The following is an 18,758-nucleotide window of genomic DNA, read 5'->3' as shown; positions in this document are numbered from 1 at the left end:
GATGAAAAAAAGCGCCGACCAGGCAGCATGCCAGGTTATTTAGAACAGCGACTTTGATTGCCGCCTTGCCTTTGACGAAAACCGCGCGCCATCAACAAATCAGCTATGCCAGAGCGGAAATGCGCCAAACACAATGCCGCCCACCAGCAGCGCCATACTCACCACAATCCCCCACTTAATAGAAAAGCGCTGATGGTCACCAATATCGACCTTCGCCAGGCCAACCAGCAGATAAATTGACGGCACCAGCGGGCTAAGCAGATGGAAAGGCTGGCCAATAATTGAGGCGCGAGCAATCTCTTCGGCGCTAATGCCGTAACCGGCGGCAGTCTGGGCAATCACCGGCAGGATGCCAAAATAGAATGCGTCGTTAGACATAAAAAAGGTAAAGGGCAGGCTAACGACAGCGGTAAATACAGCCAGATAAGGGCCAAAGCTGTGAGGGATCACCGCCAGCAGGCTTTTGGCCATCGCGTCCACCATGCCGGTGCCGGACAAAATACCGGTAAAGATCCCGGCGGCGAAAATCAGCGCGGTAACCGCCAGCACGTTAGCGGCATGCGCGCCGATACGCTCTTTCTGCTGTTCCAGTTTGGGATAGTTAAGCATGACGCCAATCGCGAACGCCAACATAAACAGAATATGAATCGGCATCAGCCCCATCACCAGCAGTACCAACAGCGCGGTAGTCAGAATAAAGTTAGGCCAGAACATTTTAGGACGACGGTTAGCTTCACAATCCTCCGCGTCGCCCAGTCCCAGGCTGATATTCTCCAGATGGTGGCTCTCCATCGTCATAATGCCCAGTCGGCGACGTTCGCGCAGGCCAAACAGCACCGCCATGCCCACCAGGGTAAGGCAGCCCAACAGCATCGCCGGAATCATCGGAATAAAGATATCCAGCGCATCGATACGCAGCGCCGCCGCTGCACGGGCGGTCGGGCCGCCCCAGGGCGACAGGTTCATGATGCCGCTGGCCAGATTAATCAAACAGAGCATCGGCAGCACATTCATTCCCAGTCGCTGATAGAGCGGCAAAAAGGCGGCGACGGAGATCATATAGGTGGTAGAGCTGTCGCCATCCAGCGAAACCAGCAACGTCAGCACGGCGGTGCCCACCAGCACTTTTAACGGATCGCCGCGCACGATTTTTAAAATCAGCCGCACCAGCGGATCGAAAAGGCCGGCGTCAATCATCAAACCGAAATAGAGAATAGAAAACGTCAGCATTACGCCGGTAGGGGCCAGCGTTTTCACGCCGTTAAGCATCATCTCTCCCAGGCCATGCCAGAAACCGCCTACCAGCGCGAACAGCGTGGGAACAATAATTAGCGCAATCAGCGCCGACATCCGCTTGGTCATGATCAGATACATGAAGCAGATCACCATTGAAAAACCCAGTACAGTCAGCAAAATCGTTTCCTTCTCAAGGTTCAGGAGAGAGCAGGCGCACTACCGCTTATCGCTGGTGGTGAGGCGCTACGAGTATGACGTTACGTTATTTATTTTTTACTTAACCAACGAAAAAGTTAACTAAGTGATAATTTCAATGTGATTAACTCGCTGTTTTAGCGATTGTTTTGTGGATTAAGGTAATAACATAAATTTTACATTTGCCACGAGGGAAAGAATGAACAGTGATGCTGCTCATATTTCTACCGGTACGAAGAAAGGTTTTTGTGACTGCGATCGGAAGAACCGCGAGGAACGTCATCCATGCTGTTTAATAACCTGCACAGCCTAAACGCAGCGCCTGCACGCTTATGGTGCAAGCGTCCAGAAGTCTGCCCGACTATTACCGCTAATGCCGCGCATTAACTCCTTTGGGGTAATCAGATTTGCTTATTTTATCGTAGGTTAGCCGCACGTTCCGCGCTGTATTAAAAGCTGGCCTGCATATTGCACTTCTGAATGAACAGCCGCGATGCGCGTCTGAGCTGGTGACAACATTCGGGAACCCCGACGGAGGCAACATGAACTTGAGACGACTCAAATATTTCGTAAAAATCGTCGATATCGGCAGTCTGACCCAGGCGGCAGAAGTGCTGCATATCGCGCAGCCTGCGCTGAGTCAGCAAGTTGCCACGCTGGAAAACGAGCTGGATCAGCAGCTGCTCATCCGTACCAAACGCGGCGTAACGCCAACCGATGCGGGTAAAATTCTTTATGCGCATGCGCGTACCATTCTGCGTCAGTGTGAACAGGCGCAAATGGCGGTGATGAATGCCGGGCAAACGCTGAACGGACAGGTATCAATCGGCCTCGCGCCGGGCACCGCCGCCTCATCGTTGACCATGCCACTGCTGCAAACGGTGCGTGAAGCGTACCCGGAAATCCTGGTTTATCTGCATGAGAACAGCGGTTCATCGCTAAATGAAAAAGTAATGAATGGGCAGCTTGATATGGCGGTGCTGTATGACCGCACGCCGCTGGCAGGCATTAGCAGCACGCCGCTGATGAAAGAAGAGCTTTATCTGGTTGGCGCCTGCGACGCGCCGGGCAGCACGGTCGATCTGGCTGACGTGGCGCAGATGAACCTCTTTTTGCCGCGTGATTACAGCGCGGTACGTAAGCGAGTGGATGAAGCTTTTTCATTACGTCGCCTGAGCGCACGCATTATTGGCGAGATCGAATCGCTTGCGACCCTGACCGCCGCCGTCTCCAGCGGCATGGGCGCCACGGTATTGCCGGAATCGGCGGCGCGCGCGCTGGTTAGCGCTACCAATGGCTGGATGGCGCGTATCAATTCACCTGCGCTTAACTTACCGCTGTCGCTGAATGTCTCTTCACGACTGCCGCTTTCGCCTTCCGCCCAGGCGGTTAAAAACATTCTGCTGACGCTGTTGAACAAACCGGCGCCGGAAGCACGTGAGCTGATGCTGGTGGGTTAACGTGGTTTAAAAACGGGCGTATTCACCTGGCGCATCCGGCTGTTACATATCACATAAAAGCATAACAAACCGTTTTTTATTATTTGTAGCTATCAATTAGCCTGCTTAACATAAAGACTAATTGATCGCCAGATAAGGAGAAACGGTTTGAACTTTCAACAGCTTAAAATTATTCGTGAAGCCGCGCGCTGTGAATTCAACCTGACGGAAGTCGCAAACACACTTTTTACTTCTCAGTCTGGCGTCAGTCGCCATATACGCGATCTGGAAGAGGAGTTGGGCGTTGAGATCTTTATCCGACGCGGTAAGCGTCTGCTGGGAATGACCGAACCGGGTAAGGCGCTGCTCACTATTGCTGAACGCATTCTTGATGAGGCGAGCCGGGTACGGCGGCTGGCCGATGTGTTTACTAATGAAACCAGCGGCGTGCTGACCATTGCCACGACCCATACCCAGGCGCGCTACAGCCTGCCAAACGTGATCAAAGCCTTTCGCGCCCTCTGGCCGCAGGTGCGTCTGGAACTGAATCAGGGTTCGCCGCAGGAAATTGTGGCGATGGTTGCTGCCGGTGAAGCGGATATTGGCATTGCCAGCGAACAACTGGTTAATCAGCCTGCGCTGGCAGCCTTTCCGTGGTTTAGCTGGCATCACGCGCTGCTGGTGCCGCAAGGACATGCGCTGGAGCAGGAGCCGCAGCTTTCGCTGGCGGCGCTCAGCCGTTACCCGCTGATTACCTATCGCCAGGGCATTACTGGGCGCTCACGGGTCGATCGCGCGTTTCAGGCCGCGGGGCTGAAGCCAGATATTATTCTCAGCGCGCAGGACTCTGACGTCGTGAAAACCTATGTGGAGTTAGGACTTGGCGTAGGCATCCTTGCCGATCAGGCGTGTCAGCTGGATGCACAATCATCACTGACACGGCTTGACGCGCGTCATCTGTTTGAGGCCAGCACCGTCTGGCTGGCACTGAAGCGCGGACAGCTACAGCGTAACTATGTCTGGCAATTCCTTGAACTGTGCAACGCTAACCTGTCGCTGGAAGAGATTAAACGTCAGGCGCTGAGCATTCAGGAAGAGGAAACAGCAATCGATTATCAGATTTAATCTCTTTCTCCCGTACATTGCAGTTCCTTAGCGCAGCGGCTAATGTCGCTATTTTCCGACAAGGGATAGGCATGGTGAATTTACGCGCGATGACACCGCAGGATCTGGACAGCTGCGTGGCGCTCACGCAGGAAGTCAAATGGCCGCATCGTCTTGCCGACTGGCAACAGATGCTGCAGCTGGGTGAAGGCGTGGTCGCGGAACAGCAGGGGCGGGTAGTCGGCACGACGCTGTTCTGGCGATGGGGAACAGAGCGCGCCTCGCTGGGCGTGATTGTTGTGGCCGGTGCGCTGCGCGGTCAGGGCATCGGTAAGGCGCTGTTACAACACACGTTGCAGCAGCTGGATGGCTGGCAGCTGCATTTGCATGCCACCGCTGCCGGGGCGCCGCTTTACCGCCAGATGGGGTTTGTCGCCGCAGGTGAAGTGATCCAGTATCAAACGCCCGCGCTGACGCCGCCGTCCGTTAATCAACCGGCGCAGGAGGCGCAGCCAGGCGATTTGCCAGCGCTGGCGCAGCTTGACTGGCAGGCAAACGGCTTTCAGCGGCTGGCTTTATTGCAACAGCTGTGGCACAGCGGTGCCAGAATCACGCTGCTGCGTCAGCAGAACGAGCCGCTGGGCTTTGCCGTTACGCGCCGCTTTGGTCATGGTTATGTGATCGGTCCGGTCATCGCGCCCGATAGCCACACCGCGCAGCAACTGATCGTCGATGCGATGCAGCCGCTGGCGGGCGCCTTTGTGCGTATCGACAGCCGCAGCGAAGCTGGACTGGGCGCATGGCTGCAGGCCGTGGGTTTACAGCCGGTAGACAATCCGCTGCGCATGGTGCGCGGCAGCGACTGGCAGCCGCAGCGCATGACCGCCTGGAGCTTGATGAGTCAGGCGATGGGCTGAGGGTAACCGTTGTGTTCTGAGCAGGTCAGCTATGCTTAATGTCTGTGTAATCTGAAAGGGAGCAACAGACAATGGCAATGCAGACCAGCGATTTTTTTGTAGAACGTCTCAAGGCGTGGGGCGTCACGCGCATTTACGGTTACCCGGGCGACGGCATCAACGGGGTGCTGGGCGCGATTCAGCGCGCCAACAAAGCGGGCGCCGGTATCGAATTTATTCAGGTACGTCATGAAGAGATGGCGGCATTCATGGCCGCAGGGCATGCCAAATTTACCGGGGAGCTGGGTGTTTGCCTCTCCACCGGCGGCCCCGGCGCCACCCATCTGCTGACCGGCCTGTATGATGCCAAAATGGATCACGCGCCGGTGCTGGCGATTTCCGGTCAGGCTGAAACCACTTCTCGCGGCTCGAATTATCAGCAGGAGCTGAATCTCGATCGCGTCTTCTCTGACGTGGCTGACTTTGTACAGGAAGCCGCCGCGCCAGCGCAGGTGCGTCATCTGGTGGATCGCGGCGTGCGCATCGCCAAAGCGCGCAACGGCGTATCAGTGCTGATTTTGCCGAAAGATTTACAGGATGAGCCCTGGCAGGCACCGCAGCATGCTCACGGCTTTACCCATTCCGGCCCTGGCTATCAGCGGCCAAAAGTGGTGCCTTATGATGAAGATCTGCAACGCGCCGCCGAGATCCTCAACGCCGGGAAAAAAGTGGCGATCCTGATCGGCTCCGGCGCACGCGGCGCGGCCGTTGAAGTGGTGCAGGCGGCGAACCTGCTGGGCGCGGGCGTCGCCAAAGCGCTGCTGGGTAAAGACGTCCTGCCAGACGATGCGCCGTTTGTTACCGGCTCTATCGGCCTGTTAGGCACCAAACCTTCCTCCGAAATGATGAAAAACTGCGACACGCTGTTAATGATCGGCAGCGGCTTCCCGTGGACGGAATTTTTGCCGGAAGAGGGCAAGGCGCGGGCGATCCAGATTGATATCGATCCGGCGATGCTTGGCCTGCGCTATCCCTGCGAGGTGAATCTGCATGGCGATGCGGCGGAAACGCTGCGTGCGCTGCTGCCGCTGCTGCAACATAAAGCCGATCGCAGCTGGCAGGAAGATATCGCGCGTCAGGTACATGCCTGGTGGCAGGTCATGGAAGACCGAGCGATGGCGCCCGCGAAGCCGGTTAACCCGCAACGCGTGGTATGGGAAATGTCCCCGCTACTGCCGGAAGATGCCATCGTGACTTCCGATTCCGGCTCCTGCGCCAACTGGTTCGCCCGCGACTATCGGGTGAAGCAGGGACAGCGCGCCACGCTCTCCGGCGGCCTGGCCTGTATGGGCGCGGCGGTGCCGTATGCGATTGCTGCCAAGTTTGCTTTCCCGCATAAGCCGGTGGTGGCGCTGGTGGGCGATGGCGCGATGCAGATGAACAACATGGCGGAGCTGATCACCATTCAGAAATACTGGCAAGGCTGGGGCGATGGTCGGTTAATTGTCTGCGTATTTAACAACCAGGATCTTAACCAGGTCACCTGGGAGCAGCGCGTAATGGAAGGCAACCCGCGCTTTGAAGCCAGCCAGGATATTCCTAACGTCCATTACGCCGCCTTTGCCGAGATGCTGGGTCTGAAAGGGATTTTTGTCGACGATCCGGAAAAACTCAGCGCCGCCTGGCAGGAAGCATTAAGCAGCGATCGTCCGGTGGTGCTGGAAGTGAAAACCGATCCTGAAGTCGCGCCGCTGCCGCCGCATATTACCTTGAAGCAGGCGAAATCCTTTATGACTTCGATGCTGAAGGGCGATCGTGGCGCCGCGCAGGTGATTGGCGATACCGCCAGCCAGCTGCTGAATGAGGTGCTGCCGACGAAAAAGAAATAGTCTGTTGTATCAGAGCATTACTGAGCAATAGCCTGATTTAATTGGTGCCCGGCCAGTTGGATGGCCGGGTCATATTCTGGATAAAGAGTTCTACTTACGCATAAAAAATTTCAACCCGCTTTGCGCTTCTCCAGCATCAGGGCGATTTGATCAGATGGCACCGCCTGACTAAACAGGTAACCCTGCAATTGATTGCAGCCCGCCTCGGCCAGCGCCGACATCTGCCCGTGGGTTTCTACGCCTTCGGCGGTAACGGTCAGGCCCATCGCATGACCCAGCTGCACCACCGATTCCACAATGGCCGTTGAGTTTTCCGCCACGCCCAGCGACTGGGTAAACGAGCGATCGATTTTGATTTTATCTACCGGGAAATTGCTCAGATAGTTCAGGCTGGAGTAGCCGGTGCCAAAATCATCCAGCGCGATACGGAAGCCCGCCTCACGCAGGGCGATGATGATGGCGCGCGCTTCCCGCTCATCTTCAATCAGCACGCCTTCGGTAATCTCCAGTTCAAGGTTGCGCGGATCGGCTCCCTCCATCTGCACAATCTCTTTAAAGCGTTGCACAAAGCCCACGGCGCGAAACTGCAGCGGCGACACGTTAATGGCAATGGTCAGCGTTGGCCAGCGCAGCGAAACCCGGCACGCTTCGCGCAGCACCCATTCGCCTATCTGCAAAATCAGACCGGTTTCTTCGGCAATCGGAATAAACTCGGAGGGCGCAATAAAACCGCGCTGCGCATGCTGCCAGCGCAACAGCGCTTCAAAGCCCAGGATTCGTTCGCCGTCCACATCCATCAGCGGCTGATACCAGACTTCCAGCCCCTGTTTTTGCTGCAGCGCCTGGCGCAGGTCGGCTGCAATCTGCTGGCGCGTTTGCACGGATTCATCCATGGCGCGCGCGAAATGACGATACTGGGCGCGCCCCTCATTCTTGGCCTCATACAGCGCGATATCCGCCTTACGCATCAACTCCTGGCGATCCAGCCCATCCTGCGGCGCGACGGCAATACCAATGCTAACGCCAATCCATGTCTCGCTGCCAAGCAGGGTAAAAGGCTCCGCCAGCGCATCAATAATCCCCTGGCAAAGCGCATTGACTTCGCTGATATCCTGAATCTCTTCCATCACAATCACGAACTCATCACCGCCGATGCGGCCAACGGTATCAATATCGCGTAGCAACGTAGAAAGGCGATGGGAAACCTCGATAATTAAATCGTCGCCCGCGTGATGACCATAGGTATCGTTGATATTTTTAAAGCGATCGAGATCGAGCAGCAGCAACGCCGCCTGAGTGCGATTGCGCGACGCGCGCGCCAGCGCCTGGATCAGACGCTCATCGATTAATGCTCGATTGGGCAGGCCGGTGAGCACATCATGAAACGCCAGGTGCTGCGCTTGCGCTTCGCTGGCACCCAGCCGCAACATTGACTGCGCCAGCCGCAGTCGCAGCCGCCAGAGACGATACATCATCACCATACAGACCAGCGTCGTCACCAGCAGCACCGTGCCAATCAGAGGCATCAGCGTGTTCATCATCTGGCTGCCTGGCTGTTCCGGCCGCCAGGCGAAATAGCCCGCGGATAAACCCAGGCGTGAGATCAAATGGAAGCGAACCTGCTCTGCGGGCGCGGGGCGCTCGCCAATATAGTGCAAACCATTAATCAGGCTGTGCTGGGCCAGCGCATTGAGGAAACCATCGTCAAGGTATTTCACGCCAATCAGCCTGAAGCCGCTATTGTTCTCAACGCGACCGATATCGCTGATGGCAACCACGGTTGCGCGCCCGTCCACCTGGGCAAAATCAGCCGTACCCTGAACGCTGTGCCCGCCGTGCGAGCGATCCTGACGTAACAGCCACGGTGCCAGCGCCTCTTCAAATCTGTGCCAGTGCTGGTTATCAACGCGCTGACCGTTCTGCCAGCTGATAACGATCTGGCCCGTTGGGTCAACAATAAAAATTTCCTGATGACCGAACATCTCATACAGCCAGCGGCCAACGTTGTCATCCAGCCAGCGCCGGTCGAAATTGGGCTGCTGCAAATACTGGCCGAAAGGGGGCCAGTTGGCCAGGCTATGCAGCTGACGCAAATGCTCGGTCATGCTCTGGGAAAAAGCGGTTTTGATAATGTTTTCCTGCTGGACAATCGCCTCGCTGTTGTTGTGCTTGGCTGTCCACAGCAGGCTGAAACTGGCTGCGCACCAGGTAATAAGCAATACCGCGGCTAAAGGAAAAATAACTTCCTGAACAAACTCACGTCGAAAACTTTCTGGAAGTTGATCTTTATTAAACATTTGCCCATTCATCCCACCGCGCCGTATCCGTTAATTGTGACAGATAATAGAGAATTTGCGCTTTGTCACAGCAGGCGCAGCGGCAGATTCCCGGTTATGCGCTAAAATTGTGGGATGAGTCATGTTTCATTAATAGCGCTAATTTTTCTGCAGGTTTCCGCAACGAACTTAACGCAAATTCATCACGCTGTTACCCCTGCGTAACCCGTCTGTCATCTGGCTAAGGCATAGTCCAGATTGCGCTGTATCTATCGGAGAAGAACATGAGTTTACTGGCGAGCTTAAACCGCCCTGTCGTTGAGACGCAGCCGGTGCTGCGCAAAATTTTAAAAGCCATGAACCAAGCGGGCGTGGCCGTTACGCTGCCTTGCGCTCAGCGCTGGGCCGGACTTTCGCCTGCGGCTACCGCGTTGCTCATCACCCTGAGTGAGGCGGATACGCCGCTGTGGCTGGATGAGGCGCTGAATACGCCTGCGCTGCGCCAATGCCTGCGCCAGGCAGGCAGCGCACCGCTAAACCATCAGCAGCCTGCTGGCCTGGCGCTGCTGCACAGCGACAGCAATCCCGATCTGCGCGCTATCGCGGCGGCGGGCGCCACCATCATTCTGGAAGTACCGGCGCTTAACGGCGGCCTGACGCTGCGCCTGCGCGGCCCAGGCATTCAGGAACGCCGCGCCGTGGCGCCGCAGCTGCCGCCAAAGGTCATCGACTTTTTACGTGACTGGCCGCTAAACGGGCAGGGCATTAATTTAATGCTAACCTGTGGCGATACGCTGATGGTGCTGCCACGTAGCGTGCAGGTTGCTGTCTGTTGATGATTGGTCACCCGGCATCGGCGTATTCACGCTGATGCACCGACGTTTTATTCCTGCTCAACGCACTTCCTTCTGCACTATCAGGTAATAAATTGATTTAAGTCAGCAAAAAAGCCGCCAGTAAATGCGAGATTCACATAAACGGCGGTTTCATGCTATATTTATCGCTAAACCGTAATTTGTTCAACTCACGAGGCACTGAAGCAAGTTGTTTTATTTACTCACCCAGTGAAAAAATATGCTGAAAAAAAGTAATAAATTCTCTGCAAACATCTCCGTCATTGGCTTTATCTCACCGATAGTCGCTTGCGAAACCCACTGGTGTAGCGAGCTGTAGCCCCGATTACGCTTCTCTGACCACCGCGCATTTTGCGCGCCGGTATATCAGCGCTGGCCGCTGACCGGATGGCTGGTTAACTATTCAAAAATTAATTTTATTTATGCAGATTTTACTGTAGGGCAGGGTTTACGCTGCTTTCACAGAGTTGGATGATGTTTTTATTATCCAGGAGGATTAAAAATGAAGTATTGGTTATTTTTGGCGGTTTCTATTGTTGCAGAAGTGTCGGGCACGCTTGCTATGAAATATGCCAGCCTGTACGGCGGACACTTTGGCCATCTGGTGATGTATGTCATGGTTACGTTCTCGTATATTGCCTTATCGCTGGCGATAAAACGTATCGCGCTTGGCGTCGCTTATGCCCTGTGGGAAGGCGTTGGCGTCCTGCTGATTACGCTCTGTAGCGTGTCCCTGTTTGCTGAATCGCTGCCGCTGATGAAGGCGCTTGGCCTGGGGGTGCTGGTGGTGGGTATTGTGCTGCTGAACGGCGGTACTGAGAAAGCTGCGCAACAGGAAAAGATAAAAGGAGATCGCCATGCAGCCGCTTAATGGATGGCATATCGTTTTTTTAATACTGGCGGTAGTGCTGGAGATCGGCGCGAATATTCTGCTTAAATATTCGGACGGTTTTCGCAAGCGTCTGCCGGGCATTCTCTCACTGATAATGGTGATGGGCGCATTCAGCGCGCTGGCGCAGGCGGTGAAAGGTATTGATCTGGCGGTGGCTTATGCACTCTGGGGCGGCTTTGGCGTTATCGCAACGCTGGCGGCGGGCTGGATCTTGTTTAACCAGCGTCTGCGGCCCCGCGGCTGGCTTGGCCTGTCGCTGCTGCTGGTCGGCATGGTGATGATTAAACTGGCCTGATTCAGCCACGAAAAAAGACGCCCGCAGGCGTCTTTTTTTATGCCGATTTAACGGAAGGGTGGCTCGTTAAAGGTACGTAGCTTACGGGAGTGCAGTTTATCGCCCTCAGCGCGCAGCAGTTCCACCGCCCGAATACCGATTTGCAAATGTTCGGAAATGGCGCCCTCGTAAAAGCGGTTAGCCTGGCCCGGCAGCTTAATCTCGCCATGTAGCGGCTTATCGGAAACGCAGAGCATGGTGCCGTAGGGCACACGAAAACGGTAGCCCTGGGCCGCGATGGTCGCACTTTCCATATCCACCGCCACCGCGCGGCTGAGATTAAAGCGCAGCGCTGAAGCAGAGTAGCGCAGCTCCCAGTTGCGATCGTCGGTGGTGACCACCGTACCGGTACGCAGACGCATTTTTACCTCTTCGCCCGGCATCGCGCTGATCTCTTTGGTGGCGTCATACAGCGCACGCTGCACCTCAGCGATGCTGGGAATCGGAATATCGGGCGGCAGCACTGCATCCAGCACATGATCGTCACGCAGGTAAGCATGCGCCAGGACATAATCGCCAATCTGCTGGCTTTCACGCAAACCGCCGCAGTGACCGATCATCAGCCAGGCGTGCGGACGCAGCACCGCAAGGTGATCGCAAATGGTTTTCGCATTCGACGGCCCAACGCCAATATTCACCAGCGTAATGCCGCGCTGGTTGGGGGAAATCAGGTGCCAGGCGGGCATCTGATGTTTTTTCCAGGCGAGATCGGAAAGGGCGGCTTCGGCGTTTTCCGTCTCTTTGGTAATCAGCGCGCCGCCCGCGCAGGAAAGCGCGGTGTAAGGGCTGTTCTCATCCTTGATCTGCTCACAGGCCCAACGCACAAATTCATCCACATAGCGCGTGTAGTTGGTGAACAGCACAAACGGCTGGAAATGTTCCGGCGGCGTACCGGTGTAGTGGCGCAGACGCGCCAGCGAAAAGTCGGTGCGCAGCGCGTCAAAGTGGCTCAGGGGAAAAATACTGGTGGTGTTAAAAATACCGTCGGCGGTTTCATCGCCAATATTCGCCAGATCGGTGGTGGGGAAATGTTTCGCCAGCGCGCTGCTCATGGTGCGATCCAGATTAAGATCGGAGCCGTCAATCACGTAAGGGAAGGGGATTTCCTGACGTGACGGACCTACCTCGATCGTCACCTCATAATCACGCTCAATCACCGCCAGCTGTTCACGCAGATAGTGGCGCAGCAGTTCCGGGCGGGTGATGGTGGTGGCATAGCTACCGGCGTGGCTGAATCGTCCCCACGCACGGGTACGATTTTTCTGTGGCGAGGCGCCGTCCCAGCTGATACGCAACTCCGGGTAGACAAACAGCCCGTTGGCACGCGCCTGCGCATCCGGCAGCGTGCCCTCCTCGATAAAGGTTTTAATGGCATCACGTAAGGCGTTTACCGCCTGGTAATAAAGCGCATCCAGTTGCTCCAGCGCCTGCGCCGTATTTAGTCCATTCGCGAAATGGTCGTTAGCCATTTTTTCTCCTCAGGTTTCAGCTTTGCGTTGCACTATAGCTTAGAACCATTCCGCGAGAGACGTTAGTCGGCTAACATTTTTTCCAGCGTAATCGGCAGATCGCGGATGCGTTTGCCGGTGGCGTGAAACACCGCATTGCTGATGGCGGCCGCCACGCCGACAATGCCCAGTTCGCCGACCGCTTTGCCGCCGAGCGCGCTGGCCTGATAGTCCGGCTCGCCGACGTTGATCACCGCCATATCGGGGATATCGGCGTTAACCGCCACCAGATAATCCGCCAGGCTGGCGTTGAGTATGCGACCGTTATCATCATCAATCTGGCCCTCTTCCAGCAGCGCCTGACCAATGCCCATCACCATCGCGCCGATCCACTGGCTTTCCGCCAGTTTCGGGTTATAGAGGCGTCCGCTGTCAAAAGCGCCGACGATGCGGCGCACCCGCACGGTGCCAAAGTCTTCATCCACCGCCACCTCGACAAAAATAGCGCTCCAGCTGTGCGCAGAGAAGCCGCCGGAGGTCGGCGGAATCATTTTCGATGAGGTGCGATCGGCATCTTCGCGATCTTTTTGCGTGGCGTCGGAAGGGAAGGTATCCGCCTGCACTTCCAGCGTCTCCTGTCCGGCGACGCGCAGCAGATCGGTAAAGTTCAGGCTGCTGCCCGGCTGGCTGAACAGCCGCAGCTGTCCTTCCGCCAGCATCACATCCTCGCGTCTGGCACCGAACAGCGGCGATTCAGCGCTGCCGATCGCCAGCGTAATCAGCGCTTCGCGCAGCTTAAGCGCGGTTTTATAGACGGCGGCGGTCAGCAGGTTCGCCAGCTGCGAACCGCCCGCCACCGGCGCGCGCGGCAGATCGGTATCGCCCAGCAGCACATCAATCTGCTCTGAGGGCACGCTCAACACATCGGCGGCGGTTTGCGCCAGAATGGTATAGGTACCGGTGCCGATATCCACGCCGCTGCTGCGAACCTCCAGCCTGCCGTCTGAACGCAGCGTGATCCCCGCTTCGCCCGGCGTGCGCCGCACCGGATAGCTGCCGGAGGCCATGCCCCAGCCAATGCGCTGACGCCCTTCACGCAGGGTGCCCGGCTCCAGCGGGCGCTGCGACCAGCCAAAAGCCTGCGCGCCAGCGGCATAGGCTTCGCGCAGCTGACGCGAGCTCCACGGCAGATTAGCCTGCGGATCCTCCTCCGCGTAGTTGCGCAGGCGGAACGCTAACGGATCGAGCTTCAGCGCCCAGGCCATTTCGTCCATTGCCACTTCCAGCGCCCAGCTGCTGGGATTTTCACCCGGCGCGCGCATCCAGCCGGGGTTAACGGTATTGACCGGCACCAGCTGGTGGCGCGAGTGAAAGTTAGGCACCGCATACATCAGCGCGGTAACCGAGTTACACGGCTCCAGATGCGTATCTTCGCGGGCGGTTTCATTCCAGCTTTCATGGATAAGCGCCTGCAGTTTGCCCTCGCTGTTGGCCGCCAGCGTAAGCTGCTGACGGGTGCGCGGCCGTCCGCCAAAGCCGGTAAAGGTTTGTCCGCGCGTTAGCACCAGCTTAACCGGGCGGCCCAGCGCGCGCGAGGCGGCGCAGGCCAGCGCCGAGTGGGGCTGAATGCCGCCTTTTGAACCGAAGCCGCCGCCGGTAAAGGGCGAAAGCACGCGCACCTTATCGATATCAATACCCATCCACTGCGAGACCACGCTGCGCGCGCCGCCGACCCACTGGCTTGGCTCCCAAAGTGTCAGTTCGCCGTCGCGCCAGTCAGCGATGCAGCCGTGCAGCTCTATTGGCAGGTTATATTCACGCGGCGTGGTATAGGTGCCGCTAATGGAGACGCTCGCCTGCTGTAGCGCCTGGTGGGCGTCGCCCCATTCAACGTTTAAATCTTCTACCGGCTTGGGCTGTGCAAGCGGATCGGTGGGATGGATGATCGCCGGTTGGGTGTGATAATCAATCTGCACGCAGGCCGCCGCGGCTTTCGCCTGCTCCAGCGTTTCCGCGACCACCAGCGCCACATGCTGTCCGTTCCAGCGCACGCGCGGCCCTTGCAGCGGCACAAATGATTGCGCCGCTGCGCCGCCGCTGGCAAAGGTGGCGGCGGGGTGAATCGTCAGCCCGCTTTCATGGGTATAGACCGCCAGCACGCCCGGCATCTGACGCGCCGTTTCGCTATCGATATGGCTGATTTCCCCTTCGGCAATCGACGACTGCACCACCACGGCGTGACACAGATTCTCTACCGGATGATCCACGGCATAGCGCGCCAGCCCCTGGATCTTCAGCTTTCCGTCGATACGATCGCGACGCGCGCCCAGCCCCTGAAGCGCATCGGCAGCGGCGCCGGGGTTGTCCCGTTTTAGGGTTTCGCTCATGCTATGCCTCCCGCACTCAGCAATGCGCGCACAATAACGCGCGGGGCCAGAGTAATTTTATAACCGTTGTGCGCCAGCGCGCTGGCTTCCTGCATCGCCTGCGGCGCCAGTTGGCGCAGCTGCTGCTCGTTAAACGGCTTGCCACGCAACGCCTGCTCCAGCGCACGTAGCCGCCAGGGTTTGGTCGCTACGCCGCCCAGCGCGATACGCACGTCACGCAGCGTCACGCCGTCCTCTTCCAGTTCCAGCCCTACGGCGGCGCTGGCGGCGGCAAATTCATATGAGCTGCGATCGCGCACTTTCAGATAGTGCGAGCGTTGCAGCGCGGCGGTCACCGGGATCTCAATAGCAGTAATGATTTCACCGGCATGTAAATCCTGTTCCCGATCGGGACGGTCGCCCGGCAGCAGTAAAAATTCTTCAACCGTGACGCGGCGTTCGCTGCCGTCTGGTGCCTGTAACCGCAGCGTGGCGTCAAACGCGGTCAGCGCCACCGCCAGATCGCCCGGATAAACGGCAACGCACTGTTCGCTGTTGCCCAGCACCGCATGATTGCGGTTGATGCCGCTCAGGGCGGCGCAGCCCGATCCGGGATGGCGCTTGTTGCAGTTTTGATAGCCGCGCGGATCGCGAAAGTAGTTACAGCGCGTACGCTGCATAATGTTGCCGCCGATGGTGGCCATATTGCGCAGCTGGGCGGAGGCGGCACCGGTAAGGCTTTGAATCAGGGCGGGCGCGAGACGTTGTAAGCTTTCGTGCTGTGCCACCTGGCTCATTTTGCACAGGCTGCCGATGCGGATAACATCCGTTTCCAGCTCAATGGCAGACATCGCGCCTAGTGGCGTAATGTCGATAAGCCGGTCAGGCTGCTCAACGTCGCATTTCATCAGGTCGATTAGCGTGGTGCCGCCCGCCAGGAAGCGACTGCCGGGTACGCTGGTGGCCGCCGTAGCGCTGTCGATCGTTTCGGCGCGCAGATAATCAAACTCTCTCATGCCGTTTGCTCCTGTTGCAGCTGCTGCTGCGCTTCGCGCACTGCCGCAACAATAAAGGGATAGGCGCCGCAGCGGCAGATATTGCCGCTCATATATTCACGGATTTCATCGTCGCTGTTGGCGTGGCCTTCATTGATACAGGCCACGGCGGACATAATCTGACCCGGCGTACAGTAGCCGCACTGGAAGGCGTCGTGACGTAAAAAAGCAGCCTGCACCGCATGCAGCGTGTCATCCGGTCCAGCCAGCCCTTCGATAGTGGTGATCTCGTGTCCTTCTGCCTGCGCCGCCAGCGTCAGGCAGCTTAAGACGCGTTCGCCGTCGATATGCACAGTGCAGGCGCCGCACTGGCCGTGATCGCAGCCTTTTTTCGCGCCCGGTAAGTTAGCGTGTTCGCGCAGGGCATCAAGAAGGGTTACGCGCGCGTCAAGCGCCAGAGGGTGTTCTTTTCCGTTGATGCGCAGGCGCATTACTCGTTGCTGAGCCATAGCGGTCTCCCGTTACAGGATGAGGGGATGGCAGCAGCCGTGGCGCTTCAGCGCCTGGCAGCACTGCCCACATTGCGTTGATCAAAAAAGTGCAGCACGGGCCGCTGCGATGACGGCCCTTTATTAGGTAACCGGATAAGTGTAGACGCTATAAGCGGGGCACGAGGCGGGACGGGGCAAAAACAGGGGAAGCGGCAGACAGGGCTGCCGCCAGCGGCGGGCGCGTTTTAATGAACCCGATGACCGTGGGTGGGCGCGCCGGTCTGCAACAGTACCAACAGCTGAGAGAGCGGATTGCTGAGGATAAACTGATGGCAGCCGCTATTGGCCATCAGCTGAGACATCGCGACTGCAAGGTTTGCCAGCGCGGTTTCCGGCGGCAACTTTTGCTGCTGTAGCAGCGCCAGCAGTTCCTGCACAGCATCCTGATTCGCTGCCGCTACCCATTTTTGCGGCTGTGGAGAAAGGGTTTCATCGCATGTTTTCATTCGCCAGGCTCCCGGTAATCACGTTTCAGATAATCCTCAACGCAATATATTGACCCATTCAGGAATTTCAAGCCTAAAAAAACCGCAGTTACTCGCTAAATTTAAGCGCTGCGTGCCACGCGGGAGGAATCGCTATGCGATCGCGGCGCGTTATCGTCTATTCTGACCTGACGCTATCTATCAAATCGAACGAAGGAGAAACCACATGAGTGAAGTTATCGCCATTGTTGCAACCGTGATCCCGAAAGCAGGCGAAGAGGCTGTTGTTGAGCAGGCGCTGCGCACCGTAGAACGTGAAGTGCAGGGCGAGCCGGGTTGCCAGCAGTATCAGCTGCATCAGGATCTGGAAAATCCACAGCATTTTGTGCTGCTGGAGCGCTGGGAATCTGAAGCGCATCTGCAACAGCACAGCGAAGCCGCACCTTTCCTGCGCCTGGCGGAAACCATCAAAGATCGTGCCGAACTGCGCATTACTAAACTGAAAGTGCTGGCCTGATCGCTAAGCCGAATGCTAAAAGCCCGCCCGGGGAAACCTGAGCGGGCTTTTTTGTTTGCCGCGTTGCACCACGGAAAGCGCCGATGAGGCCACTTTTTACCGAGCAAGGCGCATGCGGCGGCAAATCACCAGCAACACCCCCGCGCTACACAATGGAAACAGCGCCAGCAGCAGCCAGGGATAGCGGGCCTGCGCTGAGGGCACCAGCGCAAGATCCAGCAGCCCGCCAAAGAGCAGATTGCCGAGCAGCACCGCACAACCTCCGGCGCTTGCCAGAGCGCCGTAATGCGCGCCGAGCGTGGCCTCTTGCGCAAAGTGTGGAATAAGATCTTTCGCAGCGGGCACCAGCAGCATCTGCCCGGTGGTCAGTAAGGTAACAAAACAAGCCGCTGGCAGCAGACGAAGCCAGCCTGCGGCAGGGGCATCGGCGGCGCAAAGCGCTACGCTGAGGAAAGAGGCTGAGACCAAAACAAAGCCTGCGGGCAGGCTCCAGACCGGCCCAACGGCGCGCGCTAAACGCGCCAGCGGCAGCTGAAAAAAAATGATTAATAACGAGGCCAGCATAAACAGCGGCCCCAAATCTTTCTCGCTGCCGCCGACACGTTGAATTTCTACCGGCAACGCCAGATAAAGCTGGTTGTAGCTTAATAGCCAGGCGCTGTAAGCAACAATAAAAGCCACAAATCGTGGCTGGCGCAGGGCGGACCACCAGGAGACAGGCGCCAGGGAGGCCGTTTTTTTTGTTGACGGCGGCAGGGCAAAAGCGAGAACAATTAACGCCAGCAAAAAAACAGCGGCTCCGGCAAACGCGACCAGGCGAAAGCCCAGGCCGGTAAATAACGCCCCTAAGACGGGGCCAAGTACCGCACCCAGTTCGCCGCATACGGCAAAAAGAGCAAACCACTCTGCACGGCTGCGTTTACCGCTGGCCTCGCTTTGCTGGCCCGCTTTCGCAAGTAACGCCTCGATTGAGGGAGAAAACAGGGCGCCGCCGATGCCGGTCAGGCAGGCGCCAATCACGATGGGCCAGAGAGACTGACCAAACGCCAGCAGCAAATAGCCTGCTATACGAATAAAACAGCCCCAAAGGATCACGATACGCGCGCCAAAGCGATCTGATAACGCGCCGCCGACGATAAACATTCCCTGCTGTGAGAAAGTGCGCAGCCCAAGCACCAGGCCAATGGCACCGCCCGACAGCAGCATATCGTCGCGCAGAAACAGCGCCAAAAAGGGCACAACGGCATAAAAGCCGATATTGAAAACAAACTGGCTGCCTAATAAAACAGGCGGCCAGAGCTGTGCTGGCGGGCACAGGAAAGGCAAAAACATAAAATAACC

16 protein-coding genes are annotated in these 18,758 nt (G+C 57.3%); 8 read left to right on the top strand and 8 right to left on the bottom strand.

The features are described 5' to 3' along the window. Positions 1 to 99 precede the first annotated feature (99 nt). Positions 100 to 1,413, bottom strand: coding sequence for a CitMHS family transporter (locus J2X14_RS06560; protein ID WP_352410418.1), 1,314 nt, complete (start codon positions 1,411 to 1,413; stop codon positions 100 to 102). 560 nt (positions 1,414 to 1,973) lie between these two features. Here J2X14_RS06560 and nac point away from each other — a divergent pair. The 4 genes from nac to J2X14_RS06540 all read left to right on the top strand — a co-directional run bounded on the left by nac (position 1,974) and on the right by J2X14_RS06540 (position 6,759). Next, positions 1,974 to 2,891 carry a nitrogen assimilation transcriptional regulator NAC gene (gene nac, locus J2X14_RS06555; RefSeq protein ID WP_352410417.1) on the top strand — a complete coding sequence of 306 codons (918 nt, stop codon included), beginning with the start codon at positions 1,974 to 1,976 and terminating at the stop codon, positions 2,889 to 2,891. 147 nt (positions 2,892 to 3,038) lie between these two features. Beyond that, entirely contained in the window at positions 3,039 to 3,995 is a 957-nt protein-coding gene (cbl, locus tag J2X14_RS06550) for an HTH-type transcriptional regulator Cbl (protein ID WP_352410416.1), read from the top strand. A gap of 71 nt (positions 3,996 to 4,066) precedes the next feature. After that, complete coding sequence (locus J2X14_RS06545) at positions 4,067 to 4,891, top strand: GNAT family N-acetyltransferase (RefSeq protein ID WP_352410415.1); 825 nt, start codon at positions 4,067 to 4,069, stop codon at positions 4,889 to 4,891. A gap of 71 nt (positions 4,892 to 4,962) precedes the next feature. Next, positions 4,963 to 6,759, top strand: a complete 1,797-nt coding sequence (locus J2X14_RS06540; protein ID WP_352410414.1) for a thiamine pyrophosphate-requiring protein — start codon at positions 4,963 to 4,965, stop codon at positions 6,757 to 6,759. 110 nt (positions 6,760 to 6,869) lie between these two features. Here the strand turns inward: J2X14_RS06540 and J2X14_RS06535 are convergent, their stop codons facing one another. Beyond that, positions 6,870 to 9,056: a putative bifunctional diguanylate cyclase/phosphodiesterase gene (locus tag J2X14_RS06535; protein ID WP_352410413.1), complete on the bottom strand. Its 2,187-nt coding sequence runs from the start codon at positions 9,054 to 9,056 to the stop codon at positions 6,870 to 6,872. A gap of 263 nt (positions 9,057 to 9,319) precedes the next feature. Here J2X14_RS06535 and phnH point away from each other — a divergent pair, with 263 nt between their 5' ends. From phnH to mdtI, 3 genes are all read left to right on the top strand, one after another. Further along, on the top strand, positions 9,320 to 9,871 hold the full coding sequence (gene phnH / locus J2X14_RS06530; protein ID WP_352410412.1) for a phosphonate C-P lyase system protein PhnH: 552 nt from the start codon (positions 9,320 to 9,322) through the stop codon (positions 9,869 to 9,871). A gap of 520 nt (positions 9,872 to 10,391) precedes the next feature. Further along, positions 10,392 to 10,760: a multidrug/spermidine efflux SMR transporter subunit MdtJ gene (gene mdtJ, locus J2X14_RS06525; protein WP_352410411.1), complete on the top strand. Its 369-nt coding sequence runs from the start codon at positions 10,392 to 10,394 to the stop codon at positions 10,758 to 10,760. Continuing rightward, a complete protein-coding gene (mdtI, locus tag J2X14_RS06520; RefSeq protein ID WP_352410410.1) occupies positions 10,747 to 11,076 on the top strand; it encodes a multidrug/spermidine efflux SMR transporter subunit MdtI in 330 nt (109 codons plus the stop codon). Before mdtJ ends, mdtI begins: the two co-directional genes overlap by 14 nt. Before the next feature lie 47 nt (positions 11,077 to 11,123). On the opposite strand, the gene J2X14_RS06515 is transcribed toward mdtI, so the two are convergent. From J2X14_RS06515 to J2X14_RS06495, 5 genes are all read right to left on the bottom strand, one after another. Next, positions 11,124 to 12,584 (bottom strand): AMP nucleosidase, encoded by a 1,461-nt coding sequence (locus tag J2X14_RS06515; RefSeq protein WP_352410409.1) that lies wholly within the window; start codon positions 12,582 to 12,584, stop codon positions 11,124 to 11,126. Positions 12,585 to 12,646: 62 nt separating this feature from the next. Continuing rightward, positions 12,647 to 14,950 (bottom strand): xanthine dehydrogenase family protein molybdopterin-binding subunit, encoded by a 2,304-nt coding sequence (locus tag J2X14_RS06510; RefSeq protein ID WP_352410408.1) that lies wholly within the window; start codon positions 14,948 to 14,950, stop codon positions 12,647 to 12,649. Then, positions 14,947 to 15,945, bottom strand: coding sequence for an FAD binding domain-containing protein (locus J2X14_RS06505; RefSeq protein ID WP_352410407.1), 999 nt, complete (start codon positions 15,943 to 15,945; stop codon positions 14,947 to 14,949). The genes J2X14_RS06510 and J2X14_RS06505 overlap by 4 nt, the downstream gene beginning before the upstream one ends. Further along, complete coding sequence (locus J2X14_RS06500; RefSeq protein ID WP_352410406.1) at positions 15,942 to 16,433, bottom strand: (2Fe-2S)-binding protein; 492 nt, start codon at positions 16,431 to 16,433, stop codon at positions 15,942 to 15,944. The genes J2X14_RS06505 and J2X14_RS06500 overlap by 4 nt, the downstream gene beginning before the upstream one ends. A 227-nt stretch (positions 16,434 to 16,660) precedes the next feature. Beyond that, the gene (locus J2X14_RS06495; RefSeq protein ID WP_352410405.1) at positions 16,661 to 16,921 is read right to left on the bottom strand and encodes a hypothetical protein; all 261 of its coding nucleotides are present in this window, start codon (positions 16,919 to 16,921) and stop codon (positions 16,661 to 16,663) included. Between the two features lie 205 nt (positions 16,922 to 17,126). Between J2X14_RS06495 and J2X14_RS06490 the strand changes: the two genes are divergently transcribed. Beyond that, complete coding sequence (locus tag J2X14_RS06490) at positions 17,127 to 17,417, top strand: putative quinol monooxygenase (protein ID WP_352410404.1); 291 nt, start codon at positions 17,127 to 17,129, stop codon at positions 17,415 to 17,417. Positions 17,418 to 17,513: 96 nt separating this feature from the next. Here J2X14_RS06490 and J2X14_RS06485 read toward each other — a convergent pair whose 3' ends face one another. Next, positions 17,514 to 18,749 carry an MDR family MFS transporter gene (locus tag J2X14_RS06485; protein WP_352410403.1) on the bottom strand — a complete coding sequence of 412 codons (1,236 nt, stop codon included), beginning with the start codon at positions 18,747 to 18,749 and terminating at the stop codon, positions 17,514 to 17,516. Between the last annotated feature and the right edge of the window lie 9 nt (positions 18,750 to 18,758).

The organism is Mixta sp. BE291, assembly GCF_031457955.1.
Lineage (GTDB): Bacteria > Pseudomonadota > Gammaproteobacteria > Enterobacterales > Enterobacteriaceae > Mixta.
This window is presented reverse-complemented; position numbering and strand designations above follow the sequence as displayed.